This is a genomic window from Phormidium tenue FACHB-1052, assembly GCF_014696675.1.
In the GTDB taxonomy this organism is placed as follows: Bacteria; Cyanobacteriota; Cyanobacteriia; order Phormidesmidales; family Phormidesmidaceae; genus Nodosilinea; species Nodosilinea tenuis_A.
The window spans coordinates 90358-107923 of the sequence record NZ_JACJQN010000019.1; the positions used below are offsets into that span (position 1 = coordinate 90358).

Genomic DNA, 17566 nt, shown 5'->3' on the forward strand with positions numbered 1-17566 from the left:
AATAATTCCTTAAACGGCCTGAATGCGGCTAAATTCGCCGACCTCGCGCAGGGCATCTAAAAAGGCGTAGAGCGCGGGGGTGTGCAAGGCGTCCTTGAGAATGGTGGCCCCGATCGGGCGCGAGATGGGGAAGGGCATAGAGACGATCTGCACGTCGGGGGGCACGGGTTCGGCGGCGAGGCGGGGCAGAATGGCAATGCCCAAGCCCTGTTGCACCATGGCCACCATCGACGAGTCGTGGCGAATGCAGTAGGCAATTTCTAAGGGATGTTCTTGGGCACCCAGCACGGTGCGAATGCGTAGGCCGCAACTGCTGTGGCTAGAGCCAATGATCGGCATTTGGCGCATGTCATGGACGGTGAGCTGGCCGGTTTTGGGGCGATAGCCGGGGGGCAGCAGGGCCACGTAGTCGTCGTCAAAGATGTGCAGGGTTTCTACATCGTCGTCAGCAATGGTTTCGGCAACGCAGAGGTCAACTTCGCCCTTAAACAGCGCTTGTTTGAGCTGGTGCACTTCATCCATTTCGTGGACGCTGATGGCGATCGCAGGATATCTGCGGTGCAGTCGGGCGATCGCACCGGGCAGCACATGGGTCGCCACACTGCGAAAAGAGGCAATGCGCAAATGGCCCCCCTGAACTCCCCGCGCCTGGTTGGCCTCGCTGCCAATGGTGTCGAGCAGGCCCAGCACGGTGCGGGCGTGGGCGGTAATGCGATCGCCCACGGGAGTCAGCCGCGCCCCGTGGCGACCGCGCTGCAACAGGGTAACGCCTAGCTCGTCTTCTAGGGTGGCGATCGCGTGGCTGATGGTGGACTGGGTGACATCGAGCTTGAGGGCCGCTTCGCTGAAGTTGCCGCAGTCGGCGATCGTCACCAGTGCCCGCAGTTGTGACAGCTTGATTTTGTTGAGGTTCATGGCAGCTCCAGGCACCTAAACGCCTATTTCAAGGCTAAAGGCAGAGGCTTGAGCTGGCCTATCGATTTTTTGCATAGCACCCATTCACGTCATGCTTTGTTACAAACTGATGCCCCGGATACATTGAGGACATCAGCAGCGGCAGCGCTTGGGCCTAGTGCTACTAATCCCAAGGCTAGAACTCCGACCGTTAGCCTCAGCCTTTGCACTCTGACCCTTTGCATTTGCGCTCAGCCCCTCCCAGGGCTGACAGAGGCTATTGGCTAGACAGACCGCGCCCGCTGTCGTTCCCCTAGTCGAGAAATACCATGAACACCACCACTCGCAACTCCAACTCTGAGCTCAACCGGCAGCGGCAGCGCCTTGAAACCCTGGTACAGCCGGTTCAACGTCCCTCTGGCCTAGGCCAGGCGCTCAGTACCGTGGGCGATCGCCTGCTCAACTTCTTCACCGGCACCCAAGAACTGCGCATTTGGCAGAGCACCCGCAATGGGCATCCAGTCTGGTTTGCCCACGACCCGGTGACCAGTCGCACCCGCTCGTTTTACTCAGAGCAAGATGTGCACTACTGGCTCGACAATCGCTACTACGAATAGTCGGCCCTGTTGCCATCGAGAACCATGATGGAACACCCCGACGCAGAAGGTGAGGCGCACTGTAGCCCTGCCGCTAATACAACGCCCAGGGCAGCAAAATCGAGCTTATGCCGGTCTTGTTGCCCTGATTAGTATGACGGGACATAGTTTCAGGCCTCCCTACATTAAGTATCTCGACAATCTAAAATGAGGAGAACCATGTTCGCTCCTCAGCAATATTTGCATTTTAACTTTATGAAGTATTAGCAAAGCCCAAAACCTTTCTCCACATTTCTTGAAGACAGAAAGGTTCTATAGATAGAGTACTTGAGAAAATTGGAAAATTGGTGATAACTATGGGTATAGGCGAGCATGAACTAACGAATGTGCTTGATGATATCTCCTGCTCTGCTAATGCTTCAAGCCAATTCTATGGCAGATTATTGAACTGGAAAGGGCAGGATGGATTTTGGCATTACGGCATTGGTTTGTCAGATGCCAAGATTTTTGACACAGGTAGAGGGTTCAAATCTTTTGAAAGCCACCATGTCAAAGCAAAGTTTGTAAAGCATGTTGACGCTATAGCTTTCTCGCCTGAGAAAACAATTCAACGATTAGTCTATGCGGTGAATCGTTTCAGAGAATGGGAGTATGGTCTGCTGGGGTGGAATTGTGAGCATTTGGCTCGGCTTGTAGCAACCAACCGAGCTATTTCTTATGAGGTCAAAAAACAGCCGTGGCCAATTCCAGATCTCAACCACAATGGCAAACATCCCCATGCCAAGGAAGATTTTTACAATTACCTTCAACAAAACGCGCCTGAATTGACTGTTAGAAGCTAATTGAAGACTAGCTGCCAACTTTAAGTGGCTTACCAACCGCCCTCTCCGTTGCGTTGACTGCGCAAATATTGGCTAAATTGGCTGACGCTCAGCGGGCGGGCAAAGAAGAACCCCTGGCCGAATTCGCAGCCCAGTTGAGTCAGCGACTCTAGCTGGGGAAACTGCTCAATGCCTTCGGCAATCACTTGAATATTGAGGTGAGCCGCGAGGTGAATAATGGTTTCGACGATGCCGTATTGCTGCGGGCTGTGGTGAATGTTGGCGATGAAGCTGCGATCGATTTTGAGAATATCGACGGGCAGCTTTTGCAGGTAGCCCAGGGAAGAGTAGCCGGTGCCAAAGTCATCGATGCTAAGACGAATGCCGCGATCGCGCAGGGTTTGAATCATCGGCACCACCTGCTCAGGGTTTTGAATCACGACCGTTTCGGTGATTTCGAGCTTGAGGTTAGCCGCAGGCAGGCCGCTGTCGGCAAGGACGCTGTCAACCTGGGCCAAAAAATCGGACTGGGCAAACTGTAGCGCCGACAGGTTCACGCTGACCACAGCATCGGCGGCAATCAGGCTGCGCCGTCGCCAGCGCTGCATTTGGGTGCAGGCTTCTCTCAGTACCCAGGCTCCGATCGCCGCCATCATGCCCGTATTCTCGGCAATAGCAATAAAATCGTCGGGAAACAGCAGCCCCCGATCGGGGTGCAGCCAGCGCAGCAGGGCTTCACACCCCATCAGCTGCTGGGTGTCGAGGTTGACAATGGGCTGGTAGTGGAGCTGAAATTCTTGCCGATCTAGGGCCAGCCTGAGGGCGGTTTCAATCTGGAGCGAGCGGCGCACGTCGAGGTGCATGCCCGGCTCAAATAGGGCATAGCCCTGGTTGTTGATTTTGGCCTGGTACATGGCGGTGTCCGCATCGCGCAGCAGCTCGTCAGGGTGCTGGTAGTCGGGGCCGCCGATGACAATGCCAATGCTGGTGTTGGTAAATAGCTGGTGCTCTTGAATGTGCAAGGCTTCGGTAAACCGCTGGCGAATGCGCTGGGCGACGGCGATCGCATCCCCCATCTGCTCAAGGGTGGTCAGCAAAATGGTGAACTCGTCGCCGCCAAACCGGGCCACCACGTCAGTGGGGCGCACGCACTCTTGCACAATGGTGGCCACCCGCTTGAGCAGCTCATCTCCCACCCAGTGGCCAAAGGAGTCGTTGATCAGCTTGAAGCGATCGCAGTCGAGAAACAGCACCGCGTACAGCCCCGGCTCGGGTAGAGCAAACTGCTCGCCCAGGTGGCTCAAAAACTGGCGGCGGTTGGGTAGCCCGGTGAGCGGGTCGTGCAGCGCCTCATAGGCGAGCTGATGCTGGGCCAGCTGGCGCTCGGCAATCTGCTCTTGCAGCGATCGATTGAGCTGCTCTAGCTGCCGCGTGCGCACCTCCACCTGGTTTTCTAGGCTGTCGTTGAGCCGCCGCAGTTCGGCTTCCATCTGCTGGCGGTAGGTAATGTCTTCGAATAGCACAATGGCCCCCCGTGGCCAGTCGGCGGGGGGATGAGCACTGACAGCCAGGGATTCTAGCCGCAGCTCATACCAGCGATCGCCCCGCTGGCGGAGCTGATGCGTTACGGCTTGACCACGACAGACTCGCTCCCACAGCTGCTCCCAGGCGTCACCCTCAAACCAGTCAGGCGGCAGAGCCGAGGCCAGGCGATCGCCCGCCGCCAAGTCTAACCATTCAGTGGCCAAGGGGTTGGCAAACCACACGGTGCCATCCGCCGCCGCCGCCGCCAGCCCTAGGGGCAGGCTGCGGGCAATGGCCGCCTGAATCGCCTGCGATCGCCCCAGTTGCTGAGTCAGCTCGACCAGCTGGGACAGATCCGAGGTGCGATCGCCCTGGGGCACCAAGCCAGTCTGTGCGAGGGCGGCGGGAGGTGAAGGATCGGGCAGCAGCACCTCGGGCGAGTGGCGATGCCGTAGTACCGTCGTCATCTGCCGCAGCCAGCGGGATTGTCGCAGCCAGTGCTGACCTAGAGCCAGACCGCCCACAGTACCCAGCAACAACCCTGGCCCTACCACTGGCAGCCACAGGTTAGCGCCCATCAGCACTAGGGCTGTCCCCCACCAGCCTGCTATCAGGCCACCCACCAGCGTCCCCTGTAGCCAAAACGCCCCCTGCCGCCGCTGTAGTGTCAGACTCAGGGCCAGGGCCAGGGCGATCGCTCCAGCCCAGCTTCCGGCTACTGGTCTTAACCAGCGCTGGAGCAACAGGTTATCGATTAGAGCCCCATGCAGATATACGCCACTCGCAGGCGGGTCAATATTAAAGGGGGTCACCCCATCGTCAAGCCCTAGGGCCGTGGCCCCAATCAGCACGACCTTGCCCTCAAACGCTCGGGACGGCACCCGGCCCTCCAGCACATCCACAAATGAGTAGGTGGGCAGCACCGCAGCAGCCCCGGGCCAGTTGACCCAGAGGGGGCGATCGAGGGGAGGCAAGGGAACGACCTGCTGGGTCAAACTCAGCGCCTCTGCGGTGACAACGGCCAGGGCGGGCTGGCTGCCCACCATCGGCTCAACGCTGTGGATGTAGCCACCCTGGTGCCGCTGCAAAATATGGCCAGTGGCCAAAGCCGCCTCAGCCAGCCTCGGGGTTGGCTCTAGGGGTCGCCCGTCACGCTCCCTAGCGGAGGCTAAGATGACGGCAGGGTGAGCGGCGATCGCCTCAGCAAACACCCCATCATCGGGGCTAGGGTCGCCAAATAGCAAGTCGAACACTACCACCTGGGGTGACGCTGATCGCAAACCCTGCATCAGCTCAGCGTAGCGGCGACGCGGCCAGGGAAACGCCCCTAACGCGTCCAAGCTGGGTTCGTCGATAGCAATCAGCACCACCTGGTCAGCCCAGGGCCGCTGTCCGCGCAGCCGAAAGCGCAGCCCATACTCGGCCTGCACCAGAGGCATGAGCAGGCCCAGCTCGCTTAGACTCACAACCAACAGGCCGGCAGCAGACAACGTCAGCAGCGATTCTAACCCTCGCCGAAGCCGGCTAGAGAAGATAGATCTCATGGACTTCCTGGCGACCAAGGGGAGTGATCACGACAACCTCGACCCGCAACCGAGCTGTTGCTACCCGGGTCAGGCGAAATTCACCCTGGCGATCGACAAGTTGGGGAGCACCATCGACAAACACAGTATTGACCGGGTCAACTCGGCCCGTGAGCGTGACCACGCGGGTGTTGTTTTCAAACGATACGCTGCGCTCGTACTCCAGCCCGGGATCATCTCGCAGGGGCACTGGCTGGGTAGGGGGCTCACCAGGCCAGATCAGGTTTTGGTAGCCTCCAGGTACCGGTACCGATGCGCCAACGGCACTGGTTTCTACCGCCCCGGAGAGGGTGGCAATGCCGGTCTTGCCGTCATCTTGCACACTGACCCCAAACTCCGTCCCCCGCACGCCGCTAATGCCAGCGGGAGTTTCGATCTCAAACTCAGAGCCGGCTTGGGTAAAGCGGCGCAGCTGAGTGCGCACCTGCCCTCGCGACACGCTGAGGTGGGTAATGCGTCCCCCATCGGCAGCCGTCTCAAGGGTGCGAATGCGCAGTTCGGTACGCTCTGAAACCTGCAAAAAACCCACGTCGGTATCTACGTCTAAAACTGCGGTCGATCGCGCCCCCGTTCGCAATCCGTCACCGACTTGATTGAGGCGATCGCCCGCCCGAGCAGGGCTAGTGCTGCTAGAACGCAGCAGCGTTACCTCTCCCTGTAGCTGCCTCAACGCCATCCCTCTCTCCACACGGACGGGTATCGCCTGAGTAGCAAAAGATACTGATACAACCGCAATAATACTGAATACAGCCAGGGCCAGCTTTCGCCACCGCGAGGAACGCGTTTTCAGAGCGGAGGCCATTGGCCGGAGTAGATAATTGATCATGTGTATTTTTTACCATGATCCCTCTTTACATACGCTAGCCGGCGTAGCAATTCTTGAGGCGTCTTATCCGCTTACAACGGTATCAACTCTAGGCTTAGGCTGCTAAAAGACGCAGCCACAACTTCGCAACCGCTTACCGGCTGATAGACTCACTACCAAAGCTGTCAAAAATCAGTGTAGCAATTGTTGCCCCTCTCCTTTAGGTCGCAAGGCTCAACTGACGCGATTTAGCTAGGACTGCCTTGCTCAAGTAGTGAACCGGTTTGAGCTGAAGTCACTACCTGGTCATACCAAGCATTGGCTAACTTTTCGGTGAACTGGGCCGACTGAACCCAGTGCAGCACCAGCTGCTCCCGCAGTTGCTCAAACAGGTGGGGATAGTTAGCCTCAATCCATTCGGTTTTAAAGGCCATCCAGTTCATCACCGTTTGCGGCGTGACTTCGGGGTGAAACTGTAGGCCATAGATGTTGCTGCCGATGCGAAAGGCCTGATTCTTGCAGGCATTGTTGGTGAGCAGCAGTTTCGCTCCGACAGGCAGTTCAAAGGTGTCGAAGTGCCACTGCATCATCGGCATCCCCGGTGGGTAGTCTTGCAGCCAGGGTTCTTCGGGGGCGGCGGTGGGAAACAGGGGCGTAAAGCCCAGCTCTGGCACTTCGTTTTGGTAAACCCGGCTGCCAAAAGCGCGGGCAATTAGCTGAGCCCCCAGGCAAATGCCCAACACCGGTTTACCCTGGCTATGGAATTTGCGAATCAGCTCTGCCACTCGTATCAGGTGAGGAAAGTTGTCGTCTTCGCAGGCGTTCATCGAGCCGCCGAGCACAATTAGGCCGTCGTAATGGCCATGGGGCGGAGTCGATCTCTGGGGTACTAACCAGGTGTGCAGCCAAGCTCCTCTGACCTCTAGATATCGGCCTAGAATGCCTACGGGGTCGGCTTCGACATGCTGAACAACCAAAATATCCATGGATGAACCCGGCCTTTGAGACGCTTGGGGCGAAATCTAGTGCAGTGAAAGTGGTGAAGCTTAGTCCAAATGCCTCTCGGGGCATTTGGACTAAGCTTGTTATATCAAGTTATCCCAAAATTCTTCGAGATTGGCAAACAACTCGCTGGCGGTTGTGACCTTCGCCATAGCTAATAGTTTTTGAAGCGATCGCAGCAGCCCCGGTAAAGGCGCACTACGATCACGAACCGCCGAGCCAGTCACTCTGGCTCAGCAGTTTAAAGGGGACTATTTAAGCTGGTGTGCCTCAGCGAGGTTACAGCATGCCGGTGGTGCCATCGGTGCGGCGGGTGTCGTTGACGCTGCGGCGATCGTCAACCTGCCGATCTGAGTCACGGCTGACGGTAGACTCTAACCGGTGCCAAGCGTCTTGGCTGGCGTGCTTGGCTTTTTCCCAGCCGAGGCGGCCACTATGACTTTCGTAGTCTTTTCGCAGATGGGGTTCGGCTTGGCTAAAGGTCATACCCTGACCAGAGTAGGTGTTGTAGCCCTCATAGCCCGTGCGATAGGCAGGGCTGTAGTCGTCGTAGCTATAGTCAGACTCAACGTAGGGCCGATTTTGGTAATTGGTGCGCCAGTAGTCATCCTCCACGGTGGGATCGACCTTTTCTGCAACGCCTTTGCCCGCTAGCCCGCCAGCCACAGCGCCAACGGCTGCGCCAACTACGGCTCCCACGGGGCCACCGACCGCACCGCCGACCGCAGTGGCGATCGCGCCTACTCCGGCTGCACCTACTCCAGTGCCAACGGGATGTGATCCGGGCTGCCCAGTGATGGGATCGGGGTTAGTGTCAGGATTGCGATCCAAATTCTTGTCACTTTCCATGGTGTTAACTTCCGTATGAAGGGCAGTGCTGAGTGTGGGTTAGCATCTGCTGCCCTACGTTCAGTACTTCTTATAAGCTATGAACTTTTCCAATCAAACAAGTCGGTAGGATGGCAGATATCGATCTATACAACCGGAGAGAGTTAGCGCCGTTTCGCTAGGCCAAGCTGGTGTTGTCTGGGGGCTAAAGCCAACCACCCCAAAAGAACAACCCTCAACCGCCACCCGTATCTACAACTACAAAAGCGACTTCGTCAGCCTGTTTTACTAGGCTGAAACGTCTGGAGTCGCTCTATGGTCGGCATGTTGACTCAGGTTCAGAGCCTGGCAGAAAGAGCCAAGGCCCTCGGCATCAGGTTTTTTCTCGTTTCCTACACCGATTTACTAGGGGGCACTCGGGCCAAGCTGGTACCCGCCACGCAAATGGCCTCGGTAGAAAAAAACGGCGCGTTTTTCTGCTCGTTTGCCTCCAACCTGGGTTTGGGGCCAGAGGCGGCTGAGATTGCTGCGGTGCCCGACCCCGACTCGCTAATTCAGCTGCCCTGGGAGCCGACTGTGGGCTGGGTAGCCTGCGATGTTTACTACGAGGGTGAGCCCTTCCCCGCCGCGCCCCGGATGATGCTGAACCGGGTGATCGATCAGGCCGCATCGCTGGGCTACACCCTCAAGACTGGGGTAGAAGCAGAGTTCTTTTTGCTGCGCCAGACCGAGGCGGGGTACGAAATTGCCGATCCTAAAGACACCGCCGAGCGGCCCTGCTACGACCAGCTCAATCTAATGCGCCAGTTTGACCTGATCTCTACCATCGTTACTTACATGGAAGATTTGGGCTGGGGGCCTTACCAGTGCGACCACGAAGATGCCAATGGTCAGTTTGAGCTGAACTGGACTTACAGCGATGCGAGGACAACCTGCGATCGCCACGTCTTCTTCAAATACATGGTCAAAACCCTGGCCGAGCAGCGCGGGTTCATGGCCACCTTTATGCCCAAGCCCTTTAGCCACATCACCGGCAACGGTGGTCACGTCCACAACAGTCTGTGGCAGGGCGATGTCAATGCCTTTGCCGAAGGGGCTGACGAGGGCGGACTTTCGCCCCTGGGCTACCACTTTTTGGGCGGTGTCTTGGCCCACGGCAAAGGGCTGACGGCCCTCTGCGCCCCCACCGTTAACTCCTACCGTCGATTGGGGGCCAACACCACCACCTCTGGCAGCACCTGGAGTCCCCGCTACATCTCCTACGGCGGCAACAACCGATCGCACCTGATCCGCATTCCCGACACAGGCCGCTTCGAGTGCCGCATGATCGACGGGGCCGTCAACCTCTACCTAGCTACCGCCGGAATTTTAGCGGCAGGCCTCGACGGCATCAAGCAGCAAATTGACCCCGGCCAGCGCATCGACGAAAACCTGTTTGCCCGAGGCGACGAGTTCACCAACCTGCAAACCCTGCCCCACAACCTCTACGAGGCGATGGCCGCCCTCAAGCAAGACCCCCTGTTGATAGAGATGATGGGCGAACTCGGGGCCAAAACCTTCCTCGAAATGAAAGCGAAGGAATGGAACGCCTTCAACGCCCAAATCACCACCTGGGAGATGGATAAGTACGTGAATATTTAGAGGTCAAGGTTCGATTTATTGATTCTCTCTTGGGGTAGATGGTGGGCAGTGCCCACCCTACGGTTGTTGAAATCAATTGCAGAGAGGAGCCGGTTCATTGGCAAAACAGAAGTTTAAACCGATGATCGGTAACTCCTTTCCGTGAGGTGAAGGACGACGGAACGTCCTTCTCGACGGGGGTCTGGGGCCAGCGAAATGACCCCAGCGGCAGATACGGCTATTGACCTAAATCGTGCGCCGCGATCGCAGAGAACTTGCCCAGATGATGCACTGCTGCGCGGATGCACCCACGGTTCCTCTTTTCAGGCGTAATTCTCAATGTCTTCTATTCACACCTACAACTTTCCCACCCACATTCGCTTTGGGCCAGGGGCACGAGCCAAACTTACAGCCGAACTCACCGCTTTAGGCATTCAGCGAGTCCTGATCGTCACCGATAGAGATGTCGCTCAACTGCCCTGGTTTCCTGAGCTTCAAGCTTCCCTCGCGGCTTTTGGTGCCGTCACGTTTAGCGGCGTTTGGGGCAACCCGGTGGTTTCTCAGGTCAATGCGGGCATCGACGCCTGGAAAGCCAGCGGAGCCGATGGCATTGTGGCTGTCGGCGGCGGCGCACCGATGGATGTGGCCAAGGCGATCGCCCTGATGGCCAACCACCCCGGCCACCTGTTTGACTACGAAGACGGCCACAGCACCCGCCCGATCGATCAACCGATTCCGCCGATTGTTGCGCTTCCCACCACCGCTGGCACCGGCAGCGAAGTGGGTCGCAGTGCCGTAATCTCGGATGACGACACCCACGCTAAAAAGATCGTGTTTGACCCGCAGCTATTGCCCCAGGTAGTGCTGGCTGACCCAGAACTGCTGCTAGGGCTACCGGCCAAGATCACCGCTGCGACGGGGATGGATGCGCTGACCCATCTAGTGGAGGCGTTTCTGGCTAAGGGGTTTAACCCGCTGTGCGATGGCATTGCGCTGGAGGGCATTCATCTGGTGGCGGAGAATTTGCAGGCCTGTGTGGATTTTGCGCGGCGATCGCAGGCAGGAGAAGCCTTCGGTGAAGCGGCGGCGGCACATCTAGCGGCGCGGGGAGGGATGCTGAATGCGTCGATGATGGGGGCGATCGCCTTTCAGAAAGGGCTTGGCGTCACCCATTCCTGTGCCCATGCGCTGTCTACGGTGTATGACACGCACCACGGTTTGGCGAATGGCGTTATGCTGCCTGCGGCGATGCGGTTTAACCTATCTGCTGCCCCGGAGCGGTTTTTGCGGATGGCACGGGTCGTAAAGCCAGGGGCAACGGATGGGCAAGAATTTATCGATTGGATTGTGGGGCTGTCGGAGTCGATTGGCATTCCGGCTTCGCTGGGGGCTTTGGGGGTGACGCCCGACGGGCTGGGGCCGCTGGTGGCGGTGGCGATGAAGGATGGCTGTCATCCGCTGAATCCTAAACCTGTTATAGAGAAGGATTTCTACGCTATCTATCAAGATGCTTTCTGATTATCCTGCGTGCGTTCTCCCATCCAACCGTAGGGTGCATTCGCGAAGCAATGCACCGTCTAAGCGAGTTCTCTGCGATCGCGGCGCACAATCTAGGGCTAAGGCCAAATCTACCGCTGGGGCCATTTCGCTGGCCCCAGACCCCCATCGACAAGGACGTTCCGTCGTCCTTGACCTCACGGAAAGAACTGACTGATCATCGGTTTAAACCTGTGTTCTGCGGACGAATCTGTCCTTCTCTGCAATTGGCCCAAGCAACCGTAGGGTGGGGACTGCCCACTATTCACCCCGCGCCGAAACCATCATTAACAACCTATTTCCCTTCCCTAGCGATGGCTGACCCGCTCTCCATTATCAACCCCGCCAACGAGGCGCTGATCAAAGAACTCTTGGTGGACGATCGCGCCGCTGTCGCCGAAAAATATGCCAGGGCGCGGGCGGCGCTGCCGGGGTGGGCGGCACTGCCGCTGGCCGATCGCATCTCGCCTATCCTGCGGTTTCGAGATCTGCTAATCGAGCGGGTTGATGCCCTAGCGGCGTTGCTGACGTCAGAAACTGGCAAGCCGATTACCCAGGCGCGTAATGAAATTTTGGCGGTGCTCGGACGGATCGATTTCTTTGTGCAGAATGCCGCTCAGGTACTGACTCCAGAGCGCGTCTACTCTGAGCCAGCCCATGCGCTGCCGGGTAGTGGCACGTTAGAAGAAGTGATCAGCCACGATCCGCTAGGCGTGATCGCCAACATCTCAGCCTGGAACTATCCCTACTTTGTGGGGGGGAACGTGTTTATTCCGGCGCTGCTGCTGGGGAATGCGGTGCTGTATAAGCCGTCGGAGTTGGCGACGCTGACTGGGGGGGCGATCGCCTCCCTCCTCTACGAGTCCGGCATTCCAGAGGATATTTTCATCCCGATAATTGGCTCAGGGCTAACCGGAGCCGCCCTGTTAGAACAGCCTATTGATGGCGTATTTTTCACCGGCTCCTACGCCACGGGGCAAAAGATTGCCGTGGCGGCGGCTTCCAAACTCATTCGCACCCAGCTAGAGCTGGGGGGCAAAGACCCGGCCTACGTCTGTCCAGACGTAAACGTGGCAATAGCGGCGGCGGGGCTGGCCGATGGAGCGTTCTACAACAACGGCCAGAGCTGCTGTGCGGTGGAGCGTATCTACGTTCATGCCGATGTCTACGACGAGTTTTTAGAAGCGTTTTTGGCAGCGGTAGAGGGCTTCAAACTGGGTGACCCTACCGACCCGGCCACCTACCTTGGCCCGGTGAGTCGCAAGCCTCAGCTCAGCGTCTTGGCCGATCAGGTCGCAGATGCTCTGGCTAAGGGCGCTACCCTGCGCTGCGGCGGTGCAACCCTCGATCGCCCCGGCTGGTACTTTGCCCCCACGGTGCTCACCGAGGTCAACCACACTATGACCGTCATGCAGGAAGAAACCTTTGGCCCGGTGATAGGCATTCAGCGGGTGACCAGCGACGAGTCAGCCGTGGCGCTGATGCAGAACACGCCCTACGGACTGACGGCGGCGGTGTACAGCACCGATCGCGACCGGGCCGTAGGGATTTTGCGCCAGCTCAAGACGGGGAGCGCATACTGGAACTGCTGCGATCGCGTCAGCCCCCGCTTGCCCTGGAGCGGTCGTGGCCACTCCGGTTTGGGTGCAACCCTCTCGCTGGCAGGGCTCTACGCGTTTTTGCAGCCCCGCGCTTGGCACCTGCGTGCGGGCTAGGGTTCGGCCCTCGCCCTAGTTAGCGGACGGCTATCCGCCACGGAGCAAGCAGGGGGTTCCGTGGCACCATGAAACCATCGCATTCAACCTTGCCCCCATGGACTCTCCCGTTCAGTCGTTTTATGACTGGTATAAGCGCACCCTTGAACACCCCAAATACCGCTGGCTGTTGGCCGGTGCCACACTACTTTACCTAGTTAGCCCCATCGACATTTCTCCCGATTTCATCCCCATCATCGGCTGGATTGATGATGCGGCAGTGGCCTCTATTTTTATTGCCGCTATGTCGCAGATCGTGCTGTCTGGGTTGACCAACAAAAAACAGTCTGGGCTGCGGTCTGATGCTCCCGATGCCGCCAAAACCACAGTCGATGTGGATTTTAATTAGCTCAGCTTCTCGCGCGCTGGGTTATAGCTCTCAAGGCTATTGACTATCGCCAAAACTGAGGGAGCCTGACTCACCACAATCGGTTCATCCCCTGGTGTGTTTGGGCGATCGCCCTGCCAAAATCCAAAATTGCCAATCTAAAATCGCTATGCCTGTTAAAAAAGACCCTCAGCCGCCGCGATCGCGGCAAATTGTCAATATCGTGCTCTGGGCCGCCACTGGCCTGCTGCTGCTCAACATTGTGTTCTCTAGCGTGTTTGGCAGCCAAACCGCCCGCGAACCCTACAGCATGTTCATCCACCGCATCGACGAGCAGGAGGTGGTGCGGGCCTCGGTGGGCCAAAACGAAATTCGCTACCAGGTCAAAGACCCGACCACGGGCGAACCCGGCGATGTGTATACCACTACCCCCATTTTTGACCTGCAACTGCCCCAGCGGCTCGAAGACAACGGGGTTGAGTTTGCCGCTGTGCCGCCGCCCAAGGGCCAGTGGTTTGGCAGTCTGCTGAGCTGGGTGATTCCGCCGCTGATTTTCATTGGCGTGTGGCGGTTCTTTCTGGCTCGCGGTGCCGGTGGTCCCCAGGGGGCGCTTTCCATTGGCAAAAGCAAGGCTAAGGTCTATGTAGAGGGCGACGCTGGCAAAATTACCTTTGACGATGTGGCCGGGGTCGAAGAAGCCAAAACCGAACTGGTAGAAGTGGTCGATTTCCTCAAAACTCCCAAACGCTTTACCGATCTGGGGGCCAAAATTCCCAAGGGCGTGCTGCTGGTTGGCCCACCGGGAACAGGCAAAACTCTGATGGCCAAGGCTGTGGCGGGTGAGGCAGGAGTACCATTTTTCAGCATCTCCGGTTCAGAATTTGTCGAGCTGTTTGTCGGCGTGGGCTCTTCTCGGGTGCGCGACTTGTTTGAGCAGGCCAAAAAGCAGTCGCCCTGCATCATCTTTATTGATGAGTTAGATGCGATCGGTAAATCGCGCTCCAGCAACGGTTTCTACGGCGGCAACGACGAGCGCGAGCAGACTCTCAACCAGCTGCTCACCGAAATGGACGGCTTTGATGCAGGCGATACTACGGTGATCGTGCTGGCTGCTACCAACCGGCCCGAAACCCTCGACCCAGCCCTGCTGCGCCCTGGTCGCTTCGATCGCCAAGTCCTGGTCGATCGCCCCGATCTCAAAGGCCGCGAAGCCATCCTCAAAATCCACGCTAAGGATGTCAAGCTGGCCGACACCGTCGATCTCAAGACCACCGCCACCCGCACCCCGGGCTTTGCCGGAGCCGATCTGGCCAACCTGGTTAACGAAGCCGCTCTGCTGGCCGCTCGCCGCAACAGCACCGTAGTCGAGCAAGAAGACTTTGCCGAGGCGATCGAGCGCGTCGTGGCCGGTCTAGAGAAAAAGAGCCGCGTGCTCAACGACAAAGAAAAGAAAATTGTCGCCTACCACGAAGTCGGCCACGCCCTGGTCGGCGCGATGATGCCCGGCACCGACGAGGTCGAAAAAATCTCCATCGTGCCGCGCGGGATGGCCGCCCTGGGCTATACCCTGCAACTGCCCACCGAAGACCGCTTCCTGCGCGATGAGGCGGAGCTAAAGGGACAAATTGCTACCCTGCTGGGTGGGCGATCGGCTGAAGAAATCATCTTCGGCAGCATCACCACCGGAGCCTCTAACGACCTCCAGCGGGCTACCGACCTGGCCGAGCAGATGGTCACCACCTACGGCATGAGCCAGGTGCTCGGCCCCCTCGCCTACGATCGCGCCCAGCGCAATGCCTTTCTCGACGGCGGCATGCCCAACGCCCGCCGCCCCATCAGCGAAGAAACCGCTAAGGCGATCGATGAAGAGGTGAAGGCGATCGTCGAAGAAGGCCACCAGCGCGCCCTCGACATTCTCAAGCAAAACCGCGAGCTGCTCGAAACCCTGGCTCAGCAATTGCTAGAGGCCGAGGTGATCGAAGGCCCCCCCCTGCGCGAACAACTCAAGCAGGTGCAAGAACCCCATACGGTGGGTTAAGGGCTACTGAATAGTTAACGACGATTGCCTCAGCCTGGCTTGCACAGGCTGAGGCAATCGTCGTTAAGACATAGCCGCAAGACGTACTCTGAACTGGCCCAAGCTAAATCTTCGCCACTACCAAGCCTCTGCTACAGTATTAATCGCCTCAATCCCTAACTCTTCAGAAAACCTGTGGTTGCCGTTAACGACATCTACCTGCTGCGCAACATCTGGTACCACGCCATGCCCAGCCATGAGCTGAAGGCAGGCAAGATGGTGGCCAAAACCCTGCTCAACGAGCCGATTTTGTTTGGCCGTACCGACCAGGGCAAAGCCTTTGCTATTCGGGACATTTGCCCCCACCGGGCGGTGCCCCTAAGCTGTGGTCGCTTTGACGGCACCGAGGTCGAGTGCTGCTACCACGGCTGGCGCTTTAACGAAAACGGCCAGTGCACCGAAATTCCATCGCTGCTGCCCGAGCAGCAGATGGATTTGAGTCGGTTTGATGTCAACCGCTACGAGGTCAAAGAGGTGCAGGGCAACCTGTGGGTCTATGTGAGCGATCGCGCCAACCCCCAGCCCCCTCGTTTCGACGTGCCGCGCGTACCGGGTTTTGGCGACGATGTGCGCCCCAAGGTCACCTACACTATGCGCTTTCCCTGCTACATCGACCATGCTGTGGTGGGGCTGATGGATCCGGCCCATTCCCCCTTTGTGCATCGCTCGTGGTGGTGGCGCGGAGCAACCTTGAATGACGAAATCAAGTGGTTCGACCCCTCCACCTACGGCTTCACCATGCGCAAACACCGCATGGGTGACAACATGGGCTATGGCTACTGGCTAATTGGCGGCGTGCCCGACAACGAAATTATCTTTTACCTGCCCGGTGTACGCACCGAAGAAACGACGACCGCCAAGCACCGCGTGGTGAACCTAACCACGGTAACGCCCCTCACTGACGACCAAACCGACGTCACCTTTGAGCTGTACTGGGATTTGCCCTGGGGCGCTCTGCTCAAGCCAATTTTGCCCCTGATGATTCGCTCATTTTTGGGCCAAGACCGCGACGTGGTGATCAAGCAGCAGGAGGGGCTCAAGCACGAAACAGTGCTGCGGCTGATCAAAGACTCTGACACCCTAGCCCGGTGGTACTACCAGCTCAAAAAAGAGTTCCAGCGCTCCCAGGCTGAAGCTCGCGAATTTGTTACCCCCGTCAAGACTCAGCTACTCAAGTGGCGGGCCTGATTGGGTTTGGTTATGCCTTAGGTTTGACCTACTGAATTGGGTTATTTCTGAAGGCGATCGTCGTCCAGCCACCCCATGGCATCACAAAAGTCTGGGTCAAGGATTGTTGGACTCACAGCTCCCATTCAGCCCTAAACCTGGCCATCCTTTCCCTAGGGAAGCGCGGCTACGACCTCAGAGCGCCAAGCTTGGGGAACCCCCGGCGCTAGAATCGTCGCCTGATAGGGAATTAGCCCAACCTGAGCACCCCCTAGGCACTGAGCCGCAGCGTAGGAGAGATCGAGGGAGCGATCGCCGATGTAGGGGCCGCGATCGTTGATCCGCACGACCACGCTCTTGCCGTTGAGCTGGTTGCGCACCTTGAGGTAGGTGCCAAAGGGTAAGGTCTTGTGGGCCGCCGTCAGGTCGTTTTGGTTAAAAATTTCACCCGTGGCCGTCTGCCGCCCATGAAAGTAAGGCCCATACCAAGACGCTGTGCCGTTAAACGTCTTGCGGGTTTCACCCAGGCCGTGGGCCACCATCTGCACCTGACTGGGCTCGAGGGGAGACCCGCCAAAGGCTAAGCGCAGGTTGTTGACCCAGGCGATCGCCTGTAGGGCAGTCTGACTAGGATGAGCTGCCTTCGCCGCGCTGGCCTGAGCGGCCCCTGCCTTAGGCAGCACAAACACGGTTTTGCCATCGACCTGGGCGGCGGCTAAGGCCTCGCTCAACTGAGGGGTCAGCCCGTTGGGGTTGGCCTCTAGTGCAGGCACCGCCTGGCGAATCTGGTGAGCGACTTGATCTGCCGCCGGACGAGATGGCACCTGCCCAATCACCACATTCTTAACTCGAATGGTAAACCCTTTAGCTGGGGCATTAGCGTTTGCCGCAGCCAGCTTGCCACAGGCCGCCGGGGTAGCGGCAACTTGGGTCGCCCCGCTGCCCATATGGGCGTTTGTGCCCTGGCCGACCACAGCCACGGCGGCGGTAGCCCTCCAGAGTCGCCAATCTACAGATGCCGCCTGCGGCCA

14 protein-coding genes are annotated in these 17566 nt (G+C 58.2%); 8 read left to right on the forward strand and 6 right to left on the reverse strand.

Going from position 1 to position 17566, the window contains the following annotated elements:
• Nucleotides 1–9: 9 nt before the first annotated feature.
• Complete coding sequence (locus tag H6G07_RS21985) at nt 10–915, reverse strand: LysR family transcriptional regulator (RefSeq protein WP_073610334.1); 906 nt, start codon at nt 913–915, stop codon at nt 10–12.
• Between the two features lie 308 nt (nt 916–1223).
• Here H6G07_RS21985 and H6G07_RS21990 point away from each other — a divergent pair, with 308 nt between their 5' ends.
• Complete coding sequence (locus H6G07_RS21990) at nt 1224–1511, forward strand: hypothetical protein (RefSeq protein WP_073610335.1); 288 nt, start codon at nt 1224–1226, stop codon at nt 1509–1511.
• 335 nt (nt 1512–1846) lie between these two features.
• A complete protein-coding gene (locus tag H6G07_RS21995; protein WP_073610336.1) occupies nt 1847–2332 on the forward strand; it encodes a hypothetical protein in 486 nt (161 codons plus the stop codon).
• 29 nt (nt 2333–2361) lie between these two features.
• Here the strand turns inward: H6G07_RS21995 and H6G07_RS22000 are convergent, their stop codons facing one another.
• From H6G07_RS22000 to H6G07_RS22015, 4 genes are all read right to left on the reverse strand, one after another.
• On the reverse strand, nt 2362–5379 hold the full coding sequence (locus H6G07_RS22000) for an EAL domain-containing protein (RefSeq protein ID WP_084173468.1): 3018 nt from the start codon (nt 5377–5379) through the stop codon (nt 2362–2364).
• Nucleotides 5360–6094, reverse strand: a complete 735-nt coding sequence (locus H6G07_RS22005) for a FecR family protein (RefSeq protein WP_199312337.1) — start codon at nt 6092–6094, stop codon at nt 5360–5362. The genes H6G07_RS22000 and H6G07_RS22005 overlap by 20 nt, the downstream gene beginning before the upstream one ends.
• Nucleotides 6095–6471: 377 nt before the next feature.
• Nucleotides 6472–7209 carry a type 1 glutamine amidotransferase gene (locus H6G07_RS22010; protein ID WP_073610339.1) on the reverse strand — a complete coding sequence of 246 codons (738 nt, stop codon included), beginning with the start codon at nt 7207–7209 and terminating at the stop codon, nt 6472–6474.
• Between the two features lie 295 nt (nt 7210–7504).
• Nucleotides 7505–8074, reverse strand: a complete 570-nt coding sequence (locus H6G07_RS22015; RefSeq protein ID WP_073610340.1) for a hypothetical protein — start codon at nt 8072–8074, stop codon at nt 7505–7507.
• Between the two features lie 294 nt (nt 8075–8368).
• Here H6G07_RS22015 and glnT point away from each other — a divergent pair, with 294 nt between their 5' ends.
• From glnT to H6G07_RS22045, 6 genes are all read left to right on the forward strand, one after another.
• Nucleotides 8369–9694 carry a type III glutamate--ammonia ligase gene (gene glnT, locus H6G07_RS22020; RefSeq protein ID WP_073610341.1) on the forward strand — a complete coding sequence of 442 codons (1326 nt, stop codon included), beginning with the start codon at nt 8369–8371 and terminating at the stop codon, nt 9692–9694.
• Between the two features lie 318 nt (nt 9695–10012).
• The gene (locus H6G07_RS22025; protein WP_073610342.1) at nt 10013–11191 is read left to right on the forward strand and encodes an iron-containing alcohol dehydrogenase; all 1179 of its coding nucleotides are present in this window, start codon (nt 10013–10015) and stop codon (nt 11189–11191) included.
• A gap of 332 nt (nt 11192–11523) precedes the next feature.
• Entirely contained in the window at nt 11524–12924 is a 1401-nt protein-coding gene (locus H6G07_RS22030) for an aldehyde dehydrogenase family protein (RefSeq protein WP_073610343.1), read from the forward strand.
• A gap of 97 nt (nt 12925–13021) precedes the next feature.
• Nucleotides 13022–13312, forward strand: a complete 291-nt coding sequence (locus tag H6G07_RS22035) for a YkvA family protein (protein ID WP_073610344.1) — start codon at nt 13022–13024, stop codon at nt 13310–13312.
• Between the two features lie 148 nt (nt 13313–13460).
• Nucleotides 13461–15329: an ATP-dependent zinc metalloprotease FtsH gene (ftsH, locus tag H6G07_RS22040; RefSeq protein WP_073610368.1), complete on the forward strand. Its 1869-nt coding sequence runs from the start codon at nt 13461–13463 to the stop codon at nt 15327–15329.
• Nucleotides 15330–15503: 174 nt separating this feature from the next.
• Nucleotides 15504–16556: a Rieske 2Fe-2S domain-containing protein gene (locus H6G07_RS22045; RefSeq protein ID WP_084173472.1), complete on the forward strand. Its 1053-nt coding sequence runs from the start codon at nt 15504–15506 to the stop codon at nt 16554–16556.
• Between the two features lie 152 nt (nt 16557–16708).
• Here H6G07_RS22045 and H6G07_RS22050 read toward each other — a convergent pair whose 3' ends face one another.
• Nucleotides 16709–17515, reverse strand: a complete 807-nt coding sequence (locus tag H6G07_RS22050) for a septal ring lytic transglycosylase RlpA family protein (RefSeq protein ID WP_338420723.1) — start codon at nt 17513–17515, stop codon at nt 16709–16711.
• Nucleotides 17516–17566 lie beyond the last annotated feature (51 nt).